We start from the raw sequence: 15,918 nt of genomic DNA, 5'->3' as shown, positions 1-15,918 counted from the left end.
GAGAGTGTATGAATATTGTTTTAATTACCGCCCTGTTTGCGGCGCTGTTGGCATTTGTGCTGGGTATTGCCTTGGGGGTTTTCAAAAATTTATTTGCCGTTGCCGAGGATCCGTTGATCGGCGAAGTGCGGGCCTGTCTTCCGGGGGCCAACTGCGGCGCCTGCGGTTTCCCCGGCTGCGACGGTTATGCCGCTGCGGTGGCCGCCAAATCCACCGAAACCAACCACTGTTCGGTCGGCGGGAAGGATGTGGCGGAAAAACTTGCCGCCATCATGGGGACCGATGCCGGCGCAGTAATACCGGTGGTAGCGGTACTTGCCTGTCAAGGTACGCTGGATAAGACGCCCAAAAAGGGAAATTATACGGGCCTGCAAACCTGCCGGGGAGCCAAGCTTTCCACCGGGGGAACCAAGCTCTGTATCTGGGGCTGCTTGGGTTACGGTGACTGTACCCTGGTCTGTCAGTTCGGCGCCATAAGCCTTGGCGAAAACGGCCTCCCAAAGATTGACCACACTAAATGTACCGGCTGTAAAATCTGTGTTGCCGAATGCCCCCAGGGTGTTCTGCGAGCCCTGCCCAAGGACAGCAAGGGTTCCCTGGTAATCTGTTCCAACAGAAACACGGTCAAGGCCAATGTAATGAAAAATTGTAAGGGCGGGTGCATCAAATGCGAACTCTGTGTCAAGAATTGTCCGGAAAACTGCATCACCCTGCAGAACGGTATCCCCGTGGTGGATTATGCCAAGTGTACTTCCTGTGGTACCTGTTCGGAAAAATGCCCTACAAAGGTATTTAAAAGCTTTGAACGAGATGTCCTTGCGGTTTAAATATTTCCTTTCCATTATGCTTTTCCTTGCCGCCGCCGTTACGGGCTCCTCCGCCAGCCTGGAGGAGCTTATCGGCGCCGGCCGGATAACTGAACTGTCCGCCGCTAACCCCATCACCGAGGTTCAGTTCCGGGACCCCCGGCCTCAGCTTATGCCTCGGGATGAGCGGCTTCGGCGTTTAATCAACGACGCCACGGAAGCCCTGGAGCCGACCCTGTTTGTGGAAAGCCTCTATCGGTATAAAAAACCTGCCGCCTCCCAGAAGACCTGGACCGAAGCAGAACGGAACGCCCTCTACAACGCAACCTTGGCCATCAGTTCCTTGCAGGGAATAGAGTATTTTTCCGTAAGCCGAAACCGTATGCATACTTTTTACGAAACTTCCACGGTAATTGACGGCCCGGACACCAAGCGTCCCCGCCCTGATCCTGTTTATACTACGCCCCCGAAAGAACTGCTTATCTATGCCCGTCAGAAGGACCTTACCTTTGGGGATAATATCTATCAGTATACCTACTATGCGTATCCGGATAGCCTGATCTTTATTCAGGAAAACCTCAGTTCCATGAGCGTGGGACCTATCGCAGTGGTGAGAAAGAACCGTTTACGTTCAGTGGTGGCAGTAATCGACGCCGGTGACTCCCTGTTGGTGTACGTGGCATCCATGGCCAAGGCCGCCTCTTTCCCGGGGATGAACGAGCGGGTAGGGAGATCCTTCTCCAACCGCGCGGAGGCGATTCTATCCTGGTTTTCCAAGCGGGCGGATAATGCCCTATCTATGTAAAAAATTATAATTGAATGTTCAAAAACGGGAAGAAATTTCACCAAATGGTATAGTATACTTTATTGGAAAAGAGGTGATATTTTGTTTTTTAAATATGGAAAAAAAGAGATCGACTATCTAAAAAGCAGGGATAAAATACTCGGCGATGCAATTGATAAAATAGGGCATATCAAAAGAACGGTAGATACGGATTTGTTTTCATCAATAATACATCATATTATAGGACAGCAGATTTCAACGGCCGCACAAAAAACAATATGGGAACGGATTAATAGTAAAATTGGAGAAATTACCGTAGATGCTATTACTGATCTAAGTATAGATGAAATACAAAAATTCGGGATGACCTTTAGGAAAGCTGAATATATTAAAGACTTTGCAAACAAAATTAAATCCGGGGAACTTATTTTAAACGATATAAACGATAAAAGTGACGATGAAATTATCACTTATTTGTCTGCACTTAAAGGAATCGGTGTGTGGACAGCTGAAATGTTAATGATATTTTGTCTGCAAAGACCGGATGTTCTTAGCTATACTGATCTGGCTATTCATAGGGGATTACGTATGCTGTATCACCATAGAAATATAGACAAAAAGAAATTTGAAAAATACAGGCGTAAGTTCAGCCCCTATGGCACGGTTGCAAGTCTCTATATCTGGACAGTCGCAGGGGGAACAATTGCCGGAATGAAAGATTACGCACCAAAGAAAAAAGCCGGCTCAAAATGACTGATGATCAAAAATGGAAAGCCGTATCGGAAAATGATAAAAACTATGACGGCATATTTTTTTATGGAGTAAATTCGACAAAAATATTCTGCCGCCCATCCTGTAAATCAAAATTGCCGCTTAAAAAAAATATAGTATATTTTGAATCCGGAGAAAAAGCAGAACAAGCTGACTACCGTCCCTGCAAACGCTGTCGCCCCGATCTTTTGGAATATCAGCCGATAAAGGACATTGCCGAAAAAGTAAAATTACTCCTTAATAAATACTTTACCGAACAACAAAAACTTATGAATGAATTTGGACAGCTTGGCATATCCCAACATCGCATGGTAACTATATTTAAGGAACGGTATGGCATGACTCCTAAGGAATATTATGACACCCTGAGGATTGAAGAAGCAAAAAAGAAATTAGCTGTTACGGATGATACAATTATGGATATTGCCTATGATGTTGGGTTTCAGAGCCTATCCGCATTTTATAAGTTGTTTAGGAAAAAAATGGATATATCACCATCAAAATACAGAAAGAAGGAGATAAAAAATGGAATACGTTTGTAAAATAAAATCGCCGGTTGGAATGCTTACGGTATCAAGCGACGGAGAGAATATTTTAGGGCTTTGGATTGAGGGGCAAAAATATTTTGCCCATACTTTGGACAAAGACTCTGTGGAAAAAAATATGCCGGTATTCGAAGGTGCTCGCAAGTGGCTTGATTGTTATTTTTCAGGTAAGGAACCTGATTTTATGCCGCCCCTTATGCCGAAGGGAAGCCCCTTCCAAAAATCAATATGGAATATTCTTTGCAAAATACCTTACGGGCAAACAATAACGTATGGAGAAATAGCAAAACAGTATGGGGTTCAACACAAAGAAAAACCTACGTCAGCACGGGCAGTCGGCGGCGCGGTAGGTCACAATCAAATTTCTATTATAATTCCTTGTCATCGCGTCGTTGGCGCTAATGGAAACCTTACAGGATACGCAGGCGGTATTAACAAAAAAATACAACTTTTACAACTTGAGGGTCTATTGAAAAAGTAAAAAGTACGTTATTCTCATATCCGGGATGGTTTAAGTGGGATATTTAAGCGGCTTTCATGCTATTGAAGAACGAATCAAGGCCTCACCTCCGGGACAGACCGGGCCGCTTCTGGTGGCCAAGGCGGGTCCCCGGGCGCGGGAAATTGTCGACCTGGCGGTGGAGCGGAAAATCCAGGTGAATCGGGTAGGTACCCACGAGTTGGACCGCCTGGCCCCGGATCACCGGGGTATAGCCCTCTACACCGAAGATACCGGCGCGGGTAACGAAGTTACCCTGGCAAGCTTCCTCGTTAGCCTGGAAGACCGGAAAGATGCGCTTGCGGTGATATTGGATGAAATCACGGACCCCCACAACTACGGCGCCATACTCCGCTCTTGCGACCAGTTCGGGGTGGACCTGGTAATAACCCGGAACCGGCGCATTGCCAAGTACGCCGAAATCGTCTCCAAAACCTCGGCTGGGGCAGATTCCTGGGTTCCGGTTGCAGAAACCGCCAACCTGCCCCGGGCGATGGAATCCCTCAAAGAAGCGGGCTTCTGGATCTACGGCGCCGACATGGGGGGAGACCCGGTCTGGAGCAAGGACCTCCGGGGCCGAACGGCCATCATCCTGGGGGGCGAAGGAACCGGTATAACCCGGCTCCTCAAGGAAAAATGCGACGCCGTGGTAGCCGTCCCCTCCCGGGGCCGCATAGATTCCCTCAATGTCTCGGTCGCAGCCGGGGTGCTGCTCTACGAAATAACTCGTCAACGCTTACAGGCCTAGTTTTTAGTTTCATTTCTAGATACTTTTTTTCATTAGTGGTATACTTACCTATATAGAGTTACCGGTATATCAGAGGTGTTTATGAAACGTTTAGTTCTATTTTCAGGTCTTTGCCTTTTAGGAATAGGCGCCCTAAGCGCCCAGTCGAAAACCATGTATGTCACCGCAAAAACCATTGAGGTAAAAAGTTCAACCGCATTTTTTTCGGACACCCTGGGAACCATGTCTTACGGCGATCCGGTTTCGGTTCTGCAGGAATACGGAAAGTGGGTTAAGATCAGCTCCTTGGAACCGCCTGCTATAAGCGGATGGGTTGCCGCTGCCAGCCTCACCACCAAACGCATCATAGTATCCGCCGGCACAACCTCCGCTTCCGCCAACGAAATTGCCCTGGCGGGAAAGGGTTTCAACCAGCAAGTTGAAGATGTCTATCGTCAAAACGGAACCCTGAATTATGACGCCATTGACGCCATGGAGGCGCTGCAAATACCAAACAGGCAGCTCTTTGCTTTTTTGCAGGAAGGCCGTCTGGCTCGGGGAGAGTAGGATGAAAATAATAAAACAAATCCTGCCCATCTGCATATTCTCAGTTTTTACTGCCCTGGTTCTTTCCTGCGCCGGTATGGCCCAAGCAATAGGAGATAGCGCCGATGACATGGGGGATTCCAAAGGAGCCAACGCTCTGTCTCGGTCTGCCCATTCAATTGGAAGGGCCCTGGAATATATCACTCCGGAGCAGGAATACTTTATAGGCCGCGCTGTAGGGGCGAACCTCCTTACAAACTATCAGCTCTATGACAAAGATCCGGATTTAACGCTGTATCTGAATCAGATTACTACCGCTATTGTAATTAATTCTTCAAAACCTGAAATTTATAACGGGTATCATACCGCTATTCTGGACAGCGATGAGATCAACGCCTTTGCTACCTCGGGGGGCCATATTTTTATTACCCGGGGACTTTTGAACTGTGCCAAATCAGAGGATGCCCTGGCGGCGGTTCTTGCCCATGAAATTGCCCATATCCAGTTGCAGCATAGTATTGAGGTTATTAGTTCCAATCGGGTGGTAAGTGCCATCGCCGAAACCAGCTCTTCCGTTGTCAGTATTGCCCTTTCGGAACTTGCAGAGGTCCTTGATGAAGCAGCTGAAGAAATTGTTACCGCCCTGTATGAAGGATATTCCCAGGAGCAGGAATTCAAGGCAGATATCCGGGCTTTAGAACTTTTAGAAGGCGCCTGGTATGAGCCTTCAAGTCTACTTACCATGCTCTTGGCTTTGGAGCAAAACCAGTCCCAGCATTCCGGCGGATTCAATCAAACTCATCCAACACCGGAGGAACGGATAGCTAACGTACAAAAACCCCTGCGGCAGTATAGAGATACGGTACGGGACACCCGAACCTACCGCGAAAAACGTTTCAGCATAGTTAAGTAGGCGGCGATTTCCCTTGATCCGAATATGAAACTTAGTATTAAGAGCATTATTAAAAAAATCGCAGTTCCTATCATAATAGTTTCCGTGTTTTTTGTATTGCTCTTTGTTAATTTCGCCGGGGTCTTTGATTTTCTTGAGATGAAAACCTATGACTTCCGGGTACGGCTTTTTGCCGATTCCTACCGTACTTCCGACGATGTTATTGTGGTGCTCCTGGATCAACCCAGTATTGACTGGGCTAACCAGGAGCGCGGATGGGGATGGCCCTGGCCGCGGCAGGCCTATGCCGAGTTGGTGGATTATATGAATACCGCTGGGGCAGCTGCGGTAGCCTTTGACGTTATCTTTTCTGAACCCTCAGTGTATGGCCCGGAGGATGATGAAGTTTTTATAAACGCGGATAGGAACTTTAAACGGAGCATACATACTGTTTTTTTCAGTTCCAGCTGGGGCAGCGTCTATTCATGGCCCCAGGAACTTAACACAAAGACCTTCGATCTTAGAGGTTTTGATCCGATTATTTTTCGGTACGATTTGCTGAATTTTGTAAATAATGCTGAAGAAAGACGGACCGGCGCACAGTTCCCCATCCCCGGCCTGATGAACACCGCAGGGGGTATCGGCAATATTACCAGCCTCATCGAATCCGATGGGATTGTACGCCGGGCCCGGCTTTTTAACCTTTTTGACGGGAAGGCGGTACCAGGGCTTTCCGCAGCTTCGCTTTTGGTTGCAGGAAGCGGTATGGAAATTGCCTATGACGAAAAAGCCCGGGCCATCCGTTGGGAAAACCACACCATACCTGTGGGTAAAAATGGCGGCAGCCTCCTTCGGTTCAAAGGCGGCAACCTGGACAAATACTGGCCCTATTCGGCAAAGGATATACTCCAAAGCGCCGATGCCTATGCCCGGGGAAAAGAACCCCTCCTGCCGCCTGAAGATTTTGCGGGTAAATATGTTTTCTTCGGTCTATACGCAGCGGGACTGTTCGATATCTGTACAACCCCCATGAGCTCAACCTATCCCGGTATGGGAATACACATCACCATGTTAGATAATATCCTTAATGATGATTTTATCCGGGAAAGCCCCTCCATCCTGGCGCCCCTGATGAGTCTTCTCGCTATAGGCATCATGGTCATCCTGGTTTTATATAGTTCACATATCACCATTACTGTTGCTGGTAGTATCGCTCTGATCACTACCATTACCGGCATAGGTTTCCTTACCTATTACTTGGGCTATTGGGTCCTCATAGTATTTCCCCTGTCGGGAGCGATCTTCGCTTTCCTGGCAGCCTCTATTTACAAGTACGCCACAGAGGGCAGCCAGAAGCGGTTTATAAAATCTGCCTTCTCCCGCTACCTTTCCCCCTCGGTGATCGAACAAATTATTGTCGACCCTTCGAAACTTAACCTGGGAGGTGAAAAACGGGAAATGACCGCCATCTTTACGGACATTCAGCGTTTCTCTTCAATTTCTGAAGCCCTCCAGAAAGAATACGCCGACGAAGGCCCCAAGGTACTGGTTGATCTCCTTAACCTCTACCTTACGGAGATGAGTGATATTGTCCTTAACAACGGAGGAACCATCGACAAATTCGAAGGGGACGCCATTATTGCCTTTTTCGGGGCTCCTATCTGGACCGATCAGCACGCCGTTCTGGCCTGCCGCAGCGCCATCAAGATGAAAAAGCGGGAACTGGAACTACGGACAGAGATCATGAAGAGCGATGGCGCCTTTTACACCCCCTTAAGCAAGCTAATAGACGATAAGGTGATCCGCTCCGAGCGGCCCCTTTACACCAGGATTGGGATCAACACCGGGGACATGGTGGTGGGCAACATGGGTACCCCCAACAAGATGGACTACACGATCATGGGAAACGCAGTAAATCTGGCCGCCCGGCTTGAGGGAGTTAACAAGCAATACGATACCAATGGTATTCTGATAAGTGAATATACCCGCACTAAAATCGGCGATGCCTTTGTGCTGCGGGGATTAAGCCGGGTGCGGGTGGTTGGGGTTAATACGCCCCTGCGGCTCTATGAAATGCTGGAGCTTCGGGAAGACGCCTCGCCGGCTATGCTGGATATGCTGGGCCTTTGGGAGAAAGCTTTTAACGCCTATGAAAACCAGGATTTCACCGGGGCGTTGGATATTTTCAAATCTATATACCGGGAAAACAACCAGGACCGGGTAGCAAAACTGTACCTGGACCGCTGTGAAAAATATGCCGCCACACCCCCAAGTCCGGAAAAATGGGATAATGGGGTTGATAACCTAACGGAGAAATAATTAAACCCCATTGAACAAATCGAGCTGGATTACCGGGTGTTTTTCTTCGTAGGTGCGCATATAGGTGAACAATTTTTCAACACCATAAACGATATTGTGCTGATTACAGACCGCAAAAAACTCCTTCATCAATTCATTGTTATTATCACAGGTAATCTGATAGCTATTTCCATATTTTTTCTGGTATTTCTGTTTTAGCCCGGGAAAATGTTCATCAAGTTTCTGGTAGTAATACTCCCGGTCTCCTTCCCGCAATGTCATGCCTATACCGAAGCAGATAATGCCGTACACCTTTGCCTCAACACAATACTGCAAGAGGCCGCGCAAATTTTCTGCGGTATCGTTTATAAAGGGGAGTATGGGGCTTATCCACACGATGGTTTTAATGCCCTTATCCCGCATGGTCTTTAACATTTCAAAACGTACCTTGGTTGTGCAGACATTGGGTTCCAGGATCTTACACAAGGCCTCATCGTAGGTGGTAAAGGTTGTTTCAACAACACACTTCGATTTTTCATTTATTTTTACTAAGAGGTCCAGGTCCTGGAGGATCAAATTGGATTTGGTTTGAATCGCCAAACCGCATCCGTACTTTTCGATGATTTCCAGGCAGGATCGAATATTGGCAAGGTTCTCCGGGATGGGGATATAGGGGTCGCTCATGGCGCCGGTGCCGACCATACATTTTTTCCGCTTACGGCTTAAAGCGTCTTCCAATAAAAGCGGGGCGTTTATCTTTATTTCCACGTCCTCAAAGTCGTGCTTCATGTCGTAGCATCTGCTTCGGGCATCACAGTAGATACAGCCGTGGAGGCAGCCCCGGCTGATGTTCATACCGTTAGCTGCGGACAGGATGCCTTTAACTTCTTTCAGATGCATGAATAAAAATAACCCTGGTTTGAGAAAAAAGAAGCCGTTCCGGCCTAAGCCGGAACGGCGCCTTCCCGGTACGTCTTCTGTGTTACATCTTTTGCCCGTGTCTGCCACCGCTTATGCGGCGACCGACGCCGGGTTAAAGCTATTGCAGAAGCTGGAGAACAGTCTGACCTTTCTGATTGGCCTGAGCCAGCATTGCGGTTCCAGCCTGGTTGAGGATCTGGTTCTTCGTAAAGTTGACCATCTCGTTCGCCATGTTGGTATCGCGGATGCGGGATTCCGAAGCTTGCATATTTTCAGCTCCGACATCCAATCCACGGACTGCGTGTTCCAAGCGGTTCTGGTAGGCGCCGAGATCAGCTCTTTGTTTGTTGATCTTCTTCAACGCCTCGTCGAGGGTTCCAATGGCACGGTTGGCGCTGTCCGGATCGGACAGCGAAAGAATAGAATCGTCACCGACATTGCGGACCCCAAGGCCCTTCGCAGTCATAGTGCCGATAAACACCTGTTCCCGCTGATCCATGTTGGCGCCGATATGGAACCACATAGAGGCGGTAACTACGTTCTCACCAATTAATCTCCCAAACCGTCCGGTAAGCAGATTCATACCGTTGAACTGCGCATGGGATGCAATCCGGTCAACTTCATCAATAAGCTGAGAAACTTCGACCTGAATGTACATCCGGTCTTCGTCGGTGTATACACCGTTCGAAGATTGCACCGCCAATTCGCGGATACGCTGCACAATGTCCTGGGTTTCCTGGAGGTAACCTTCCGTTGTTTGAATGAATGAAATACCATTCTGAGCGTTTGTGGACGCTTGATTCAAACCACGGATCTGGCTGCGCAACTTTTCGGAAACAGCGAGTCCAGAGGCATCATCACCGGCTCGGTTGATGCGCAATCCGCTCGACAGTTTCTCCATGTTCTTGTCCAGGGAAACCTGGGTGACCTTGAGGGACCGATCGGCAAACATTGCGCTTAAGTTGTGATTAATAATCATAAATTCACTCCCTTGGCATTTTCGGCGTACCATCGTCCCTTGACGATGATCAACGCCGCGGCATCCTTGCCGTTGCTTTAGTAAAACGTGCCTGAACCCTCGACCCACCCGTTCCCGGAAGGGTGAGGATCGGACTATTCCATGGAGGCCCGACGGGCACATGATTCAGTCCAGTTTCATTTAAAGTATCGGTTTTTGAAAAAATGCCTTTAGGGAAATTTGTCGAGAAGTGTTGGGATAATATTTTTGTACGGAATTTTCGGCAAATCGGGAGGAGGGAAGGGGTCGCCTGTCCTCACTAACTGGAGGATGCCACCTACGGAGCCTCTGCGAGTCTCCTCCGGCGGGGAATTTCCAGAAGCCGTTCGGACAGGCGACCCCTTCCCTCCTCCCGCCTTTATCGGCTATCCAAAAAAGTTTAGCCAACGCTGCCCTACGGGGACGCAGGAACTTGGTTTGTGCCGCACCGGGTTGCGCAGTAGGAGGAAAAAGCCCTTCCCTGATCTTTGTCGAACAGGCGCCGGTGAAGCCATGCGCCCACGAGGCACGGAAGCACACCGTCAAATAGTACGGAGTGGGGTGTCAGGAAGGAAAGGTCTGGAGGGACCCTCTGGGAGGCGCCATACGTTTCCTTCCTGACAGGCCCCCCCGACCAGTTGTGTGCTTCCGATAACCCAGTCTGCGCATGGCTTCACCGGCGGTTTTCGGGTTAGTTTAGACTAAGGGCTTTTTCCAACAGGGCCTTGGGGTTTTGCCTGGCTTTGGGGGGTTTTAGGGTTTTGACGGCGGCGATGAAATGGGGAAGATCTGATCCGGTGCGGGTGTAGAGGTCCTGGAAGTAGTGGTCCTCCTCGTAGTAGAGGCGGTAGAGTTCCAGGTAGGCGTTGTTTATGGGGAGTTCGGAAAGGCCGCGGTAGTTGTCGTTTTGGAAGAGGGTATCGTAATTTTCATCAAACCGGGTTTTAGCAGCCTGGATGATCTCGGCCTTTTTTTGGAGTTTTTCTTCCCGGGGGAGGTCGGCGGCGTAGAGGGGCTCCAACTCGGCTATGAGTTGCCGGATGAGGCCCAGGAAGACGGCGCTGTCGCCATCGGAACCGGTGATGGCCCGGTATTCATCGGAATCGGAGCCGAAGGTTTTTTCTATATAGAGGCGGGCGCCTTCGGAACCGACGAATTCGGCCAGTTCTTCGTTAAATTGAGCGTGGTTTTTTAGGTAGATTGTGGCGTGGAGGGATTCGTGGATGATAAGATCCGCCAGACGGTGGACCGGGTAATCCTTCATGTAAGAATAGAGGGGGTCGGAAAACCAGCCCAGGGTGCTAAAGGCATCAACACCCCGGATCCAAACATCCAGGCCCTTCTTTTCCAGCTTACCCCGTTCTTTCCGGGCATCAGCGGGGTTAAAAAAACCCTTATAGGGAACAGACCCGACAACGGGGAACCACCATTCGTGCCGGGTAAAGGAATCGCTTGCCGAGGCGGAAACTACCGCCGCCAAATAGTCCCGGTCTATATCGACATACTTGGTATAGTTGCTGGTCTCCCTCAGCCCCAGCTCTTCCAGAGCAAAATGCCGTATATCCATCACCCGCCGGGCAAATTCCGCATCTTCCGGGGAATCCCCGTCTAAGAGCCTTTTCACCGGTTCTGCCTGCCCTAAATACCCAAGCATAGCGCTCCCCTGCTTCAGCGTGTAACACCCTGAAAAAAGAGCGCAACAACCGAGAAGTATGGATACCGACGCCATAAAGGGAAAGAGGGAATATACAAATAGGGGATTTAAGGACTTCATCCTTCAAAGTGTACTATATTATGCACGGATAGATGAATATACCAACGCTATACGGCTTGACAAATCAATCAAATAAATATATATTTGATTTAGTTCTGTGATTAGGGAGAAGGGTATAGGTGGCGTATTCAACTGAATTTTCACGGGCAATCTCCATCGGCATTTTGATTAACATAAAAATGGAGGAGTTCGGATTTGAATACGTATCAACAAAGGTTCTTGCCAACCATTTGAAAATACCTGTTCCAACGGTTGTGAGAATACTGAAAAGCCTTAATGCGGCTGGAATCACAACGACGAAGGAAGGATCTAAAGGCGGCGTTCTTTTGGCAAAGCCGATTGCAAAGATTACCTTATTGGACATTTTTCTGGCGCTTGAACACGGACATTTATTTAAGACTGAAATGAATTTTATAGTTGAAGACCCTCGGAGCGAGCATTTCAAGGAGGTTTTAATGGGTTGTATGCAAGATGCGGAGGACGCAATGAAGCAATCATTAGCAAAAACAACGCTTGCGGATATTGCTAACGACATTGGTTAATTCCGCATAGAGTAATTATTTTATCCATAACTATATAAAATAGTTATCAATTTTATATAGATTTAATATATGGCTATCTTTTAAGGAGGATTTTACTATGCGTATTTTTGTGACAGGAGCAACGGGTTATATCGGTTCTTCGGTCGTGCGGGAACTCATCAATGCCGGACATAAAGTCATTGGACTAACCCGCTCAGATGAAGGTGTGGCAAAGCTAAAGGCAGCCGGTGCCGAAGCTCACCGGGGATCACTTGATGACTTAGACAGTCTTCGCGGTGGCGCCGAACTTGCGGAGGGTGTTATTCATTTGGCGTTTAAGCACGATTTCTCGAACTTTGCCGCTTCACTCGCAACGGATTTGCAAGCGATACAGACGATAGGAGAAGCGCTTGCAGGTTCCGGCAAGCCGTTTATAACGACTGCCCATGCAAATGGAACGGCTTCCGATGATGCGGTGATGGCATTGGCAAAGCGTGAGGTAAGGGCATCGATCGTGTCGCTTGCGCCTTCCGTACATGGCGATGGTGATAAGGGTTTTATTCCGGTAATAATCAAAACCGCCCGTGAAAAGGGTTTATCCGCCTATATCGGCGACGGGGCAAATCGCTGGCCGGCTGTCCATCGTCTTGATGCGGCGCGCCTTTTCCGCTTGGCAGTGGAATCCGCCCCGGCAGGTTCAAGACTGGACGGAGTTGGAGATGAGGGCATACCGTTCCGCAACATCGCCGAGGTAATAGGCCGCCGTCTGAACCTGCCCATAGTCAGTATTTCACAAGAAGATGCAAACGCCCACTTCGGCTTTCTCGGTGCCCTGGCAGTGCGTGACTTCCCAAGGTCGAGTATAGGGACCCAAGAACTGTTGAACTGGAAACCGACGCATCCCGGCTTACTGGCTGATCTCGAACAAGGAGACTACTTTGGCAATTGATCTGCAAGCTATGTGTGACAGGACCCCAAACGTAGTCTATGTGCGTTCCCGGTAACCTAATCGGGGTCCATAGGGGGGATTAGCGCCGGGGCCCCGGCAGTGGCTGCACCCCAACACATGGACATGGGAACGGCCGGGCTTATCAAACAACCGGGCAATAAGATTTTCATCGAGGGTGAGGACCGCCCCACAAACAGGACAGACTCGGGGCCTATCCCCTTCCAGGCAATAGAAGCATCCGGAAATGTACATGAGCCGATCGGCCTTCCCCATACCGGGAAAGGCGGAGGATTTGACCCGTTCACCCTGTTTGAGCCGGATGGAACAAACAGGGCAGGTCCTGGGGGATCCGGCCTCCCCTTCCAGATCATCATCATCCTTATTTTTTTTATCCGATCCGGATAAATGTCCCTTACCGAAGCCGAAAAAGAGACTATACCCAAAATAGAGGAGAACCACCCCGATAATCACAAGACCTAAAATCTGGAGATACATTTTTTTAACCTAACATTAAGGGCTTCTAGGCGGCCAAGACCGTACCGGCTATACTGAATTTGTGTCAACCTTGTATATTATCGGTACGCCCATAGGGAACTTGGGGGATATTAGTTTCCGGGCAGTGGAAATCCTTAAAACAGTTGACCTCGTAGCCTGTGAGGATACCCGCCGTACCCTCAAATTGTTGAGCCACCTGGGGCTGCGTATCCCCCTGCTCTCCTGCCGTGCTCAAAATGAAGGATTTGCCGCTGAAAAGGTTATCGCTTCCCTAAAGGAAGGCAAAAACGTGGCCTACGCCAGCGACGCCGGGACTCCGGGGATAAGCGATCCCGGCGCGGTTCTGACGCGGCTTGCCGCAGAGGCTGGGTATGAGGTTATCCCCATCCCAGGGCCTTCAGCCTTCGCCTCCCTGGTAAGCGTTGCCGGTGGTATGGATAAAACCGTGGTTTTTGAAGGGTTCTTATCGCCAAAAGCCGGCCGGCGCCGTTCCCGATTGAAGGAACTCCTGGCTATGGAAACTGCCTTTGTTCTGTATGAATCCCCCTTCAGGGTTCTTAAGCTTTTGGAGGATCTAGCCGATCTTGATAATGAGCGGTACATATGTGTGGGTAGGGAAATGACCAAGGTACACGAAGAATATCTCCGGGGTTCTGTAACGGAGATTCTGCTTATTTTGCAAGAAAAAAATAAGCAAATTGGTGAATTTTCGGTTTATGTGTCTGGAAAGAAAACCAATAATCGTGTAAACTATTAACAGATATATGCCGATAATTGGGGTAGGTAGGATATGAGTATGACGGTCGACAGGATAGGTTCTTTAGATCCCATTCAGCCCGGTAAAAAATCCGGACGGAGCGGTCAGGTAAGCCAGAACGAAAAAACTGACTCGATTTCCCTCTCTTCGGAAGCTCTAGAAAAGGGTGAATTGTATCAGGCAAAGGAACTCATATTTTCCGCCGCCGATGTCAGGGCGGAGCGTATCCAGGAAATGAAGAGCAAGATCAACGATCCTTCTTATATCAACGAAACCATCCTGAAGGCTACGGCTGACAAAATCATGGATGCCTGGGGATTATAAGCTACATAACGTAATTTCAGAGCGGAACCTTAGGGTTCCGCTTTTTTTTGCCCTTCCAACAAAAAATTCATGGCATTGACCGTAATAATCCCCCGGTCATTGCCGCCTAACACCGGATCCATGGTGATAATGTACTTCCCATAGTTATCCCGGATTTTTTCCAGGGGTCTCATTTCCCGCGCCCGGGTCTCTTCGTCCATAAGCGTAAGGGCAACTTGATAGTATTCGGGGATCCCTGTCTTAAAGGCAATAAAATCAATTTCCAAGTCCCCCATTCTTCCAACATGGACCTTGTATCCCCGGCGCCGTAGTTCCAGGTACACGATATTTTCCAGTATCGCCCCATGGTCCTTCATCTTATCGCCCAACAGATAGTAGCGCATACCGATATCGGCCACATAGTATTTGTCATTGGCTTTGAGGTACTCCCGGCCGTTCACATCCAGACGCCCCACCTTATGGATGATAAAACTATCCTCCAGGGCGGAAAGGTAATTTTCCACCGTCTGTACCGATATATTGAAACCGAAGGACTTCATGGTATCCGAGATTTTCTTGGTAGAGGTGATGAAACCGATATTATTGAAAATAAACTTCATAAGCCGTTCCAGGGCAGCCACGGCGCTGATCTGTTTCCGCTGTACCACATCCTTCAAAACGATGGTGTCGATAATGGCGGCCAGGTATTGATGAACCTTTTCGATGTCATTATCCAAGGCCAGGGTATAGGGAAAGGAACTATACCGCAGATACTGTTCATATAATTGCCGGGGACTATCCCTTCCGGGATTATCCGAATCCATGGCGGTGCAATATTCACTGAATGAGAGGGGGGTCATTTCAATAGACACATACCTACCGGCCAGCAAAGTCGCCAGATCGCCGGATAAAAAGTAGGCATTTGAACCGGTAATATACAGATCGATATTTTCCCGCAGACGGAGACTGTTGGCCGCTTTTTCAAAATCCTTAACCAGCTGGATTTCGTCAAGAAAAATATAGTTCATTCCATCGGGGGCAAGGTGGCTTAATATATGAGTATGCAGGACCTTGGGATCCGTAAGGTTCGCATTGTTAAAGTCCTCAAAATTGATAAACTGGATTCGGCTATCTTCCACACCGATGGACCGTAAATAGTCGGTGTACAATTTCAGCAGCGTGGATTTCCCACACCGCCGTATACCTACAATAACCTTTATGAGGTCCTTGTCTTTAAAACCGATGAGTCGCTTAAGATATTCCGGCCTTTGTAATGTCATATTTCAAGTATATATTAAATTATCTGGATAATCAATATAAATTTAACATGCAT

Annotated in this window: 18 protein-coding genes; 13 read left to right on the top strand and 5 right to left on the bottom strand. The window is 48.7% G+C overall.

The window, feature by feature from the left end; all coding sequences use genetic code 11:
• The first annotated feature begins 8 nt into the window (after nt 1-8).
• From TPRIMZ1_RS0103660 to TPRIMZ1_RS0103620, 9 genes are all read left to right on the top strand, one after another.
• Nucleotides 9-827 (top strand): RnfABCDGE type electron transport complex subunit B, encoded by an 819-nt coding sequence (locus TPRIMZ1_RS0103660; RefSeq protein WP_010254805.1) that lies wholly within the window; start codon nt 9-11, stop codon nt 825-827.
• Nucleotides 811-1,611 carry a DUF6675 family protein gene (locus TPRIMZ1_RS0103655; protein ID WP_010254803.1) on the top strand — a complete coding sequence of 267 codons (801 nt, stop codon included), beginning with the start codon at nt 811-813 and terminating at the stop codon, nt 1,609-1,611. The genes TPRIMZ1_RS0103660 and TPRIMZ1_RS0103655 overlap by 17 nt, the downstream gene beginning before the upstream one ends.
• Nucleotides 1,612-1,692: 81 nt before the next feature.
• Complete coding sequence (locus TPRIMZ1_RS0103650; protein ID WP_010254800.1) at nt 1,693-2,343, top strand: DNA-3-methyladenine glycosylase family protein; 651 nt, start codon at nt 1,693-1,695, stop codon at nt 2,341-2,343.
• Nucleotides 2,340-2,903, top strand: coding sequence for a bifunctional transcriptional activator/DNA repair enzyme AdaA (locus tag TPRIMZ1_RS0103645; protein ID WP_010254797.1), 564 nt, complete (start codon nt 2,340-2,342; stop codon nt 2,901-2,903). The genes TPRIMZ1_RS0103650 and TPRIMZ1_RS0103645 overlap by 4 nt, the downstream gene beginning before the upstream one ends.
• Nucleotides 2,887-3,387, top strand: a complete 501-nt coding sequence (locus tag TPRIMZ1_RS0103640) for a methylated-DNA--[protein]-cysteine S-methyltransferase (protein WP_010254795.1) — start codon at nt 2,887-2,889, stop codon at nt 3,385-3,387. Before TPRIMZ1_RS0103645 ends, TPRIMZ1_RS0103640 begins: the two co-directional genes overlap by 17 nt.
• 34 nt (nt 3,388-3,421) lie before the next feature.
• A complete protein-coding gene (rlmB, locus tag TPRIMZ1_RS0103635) occupies nt 3,422-4,153 on the top strand; it encodes a 23S rRNA (guanosine(2251)-2'-O)-methyltransferase RlmB (protein ID WP_010254793.1) in 732 nt (243 codons plus the stop codon).
• Nucleotides 4,154-4,234: 81 nt separating this feature from the next.
• Entirely contained in the window at nt 4,235-4,699 is a 465-nt protein-coding gene (locus tag TPRIMZ1_RS0103630) for an SH3 domain-containing protein (protein WP_010254790.1), read from the top strand.
• 1 nt (nt 4,700) lies between these two features.
• On the top strand, nt 4,701-5,591 hold the full coding sequence (locus TPRIMZ1_RS0103625; protein ID WP_010254786.1) for a M48 family metalloprotease: 891 nt from the start codon (nt 4,701-4,703) through the stop codon (nt 5,589-5,591).
• A 24-nt stretch (nt 5,592-5,615) separates the two neighbouring features.
• Nucleotides 5,616-7,889, top strand: coding sequence for a CHASE2 domain-containing protein (locus tag TPRIMZ1_RS0103620; RefSeq protein WP_010254784.1), 2,274 nt, complete (start codon nt 5,616-5,618; stop codon nt 7,887-7,889).
• Here the strand turns inward: TPRIMZ1_RS0103620 and TPRIMZ1_RS0103615 are convergent, their stop codons facing one another.
• The 3 genes from TPRIMZ1_RS0103615 to TPRIMZ1_RS0103605 all read right to left on the bottom strand — a co-directional run bounded on the left by TPRIMZ1_RS0103615 (nt 7,890) and on the right by TPRIMZ1_RS0103605 (nt 11,515).
• Nucleotides 7,890-8,768 (bottom strand): SPL family radical SAM protein, encoded by an 879-nt coding sequence (locus tag TPRIMZ1_RS0103615; protein WP_010254781.1) that lies wholly within the window; start codon nt 8,766-8,768, stop codon nt 7,890-7,892. It lies immediately after the preceding gene.
• A 139-nt stretch (nt 8,769-8,907) separates the two neighbouring features.
• A complete protein-coding gene (locus TPRIMZ1_RS0103610) occupies nt 8,908-9,768 on the bottom strand; it encodes a flagellin (protein ID WP_010254780.1) in 861 nt (286 codons plus the stop codon).
• 709 nt (nt 9,769-10,477) lie between these two features.
• Complete coding sequence (locus tag TPRIMZ1_RS0103605) at nt 10,478-11,515, bottom strand: aminopeptidase (protein ID WP_269775809.1); 1,038 nt, start codon at nt 11,513-11,515, stop codon at nt 10,478-10,480.
• A gap of 164 nt (nt 11,516-11,679) precedes the next feature.
• Between TPRIMZ1_RS0103605 and TPRIMZ1_RS0103600 the strand changes: the two genes are divergently transcribed.
• The gene (locus tag TPRIMZ1_RS0103600; RefSeq protein WP_010254776.1) at nt 11,680-12,102 is read left to right on the top strand and encodes an RrF2 family transcriptional regulator; all 423 of its coding nucleotides are present in this window, start codon (nt 11,680-11,682) and stop codon (nt 12,100-12,102) included.
• A 97-nt stretch (nt 12,103-12,199) separates the two neighbouring features.
• Complete coding sequence (locus tag TPRIMZ1_RS0103595) at nt 12,200-13,030, top strand: SDR family oxidoreductase (RefSeq protein WP_010254773.1); 831 nt, start codon at nt 12,200-12,202, stop codon at nt 13,028-13,030.
• A 36-nt stretch (nt 13,031-13,066) separates the two neighbouring features.
• Here TPRIMZ1_RS0103595 and TPRIMZ1_RS0103590 read toward each other — a convergent pair whose 3' ends face one another.
• Nucleotides 13,067-13,525 carry a hypothetical protein gene (locus TPRIMZ1_RS0103590; RefSeq protein ID WP_010254771.1) on the bottom strand — a complete coding sequence of 153 codons (459 nt, stop codon included), beginning with the start codon at nt 13,523-13,525 and terminating at the stop codon, nt 13,067-13,069.
• A 61-nt stretch (nt 13,526-13,586) separates the two neighbouring features.
• Here TPRIMZ1_RS0103590 and rsmI point away from each other — a divergent pair, with 61 nt between their 5' ends.
• Together rsmI and TPRIMZ1_RS0103580 are read left to right on the top strand one after the other, a co-directional pair.
• The gene (gene rsmI, locus TPRIMZ1_RS0103585; protein ID WP_026043494.1) at nt 13,587-14,282 is read left to right on the top strand and encodes a 16S rRNA (cytidine(1402)-2'-O)-methyltransferase; all 696 of its coding nucleotides are present in this window, start codon (nt 13,587-13,589) and stop codon (nt 14,280-14,282) included.
• Between the two features lie 33 nt (nt 14,283-14,315).
• Nucleotides 14,316-14,606 (top strand): flagellar biosynthesis anti-sigma factor FlgM, encoded by a 291-nt coding sequence (locus tag TPRIMZ1_RS0103580; protein ID WP_232616731.1) that lies wholly within the window; start codon nt 14,316-14,318, stop codon nt 14,604-14,606.
• 29 nt (nt 14,607-14,635) lie between these two features.
• Here TPRIMZ1_RS0103580 and TPRIMZ1_RS0103575 read toward each other — a convergent pair whose 3' ends face one another.
• Nucleotides 14,636-15,865, bottom strand: coding sequence for an ATP-binding protein (locus TPRIMZ1_RS0103575; protein ID WP_010254766.1), 1,230 nt, complete (start codon nt 15,863-15,865; stop codon nt 14,636-14,638).
• Nucleotides 15,866-15,918 lie beyond the last annotated feature (53 nt).

Source organism: Treponema primitia ZAS-1 (assembly GCF_000297095.1).
GTDB classification, from domain to species: Bacteria; Spirochaetota; Spirochaetia; order Treponematales; family Breznakiellaceae; genus Termitinema; species Termitinema primitia_A.
This window is presented reverse-complemented; position numbering and strand designations above follow the sequence as displayed.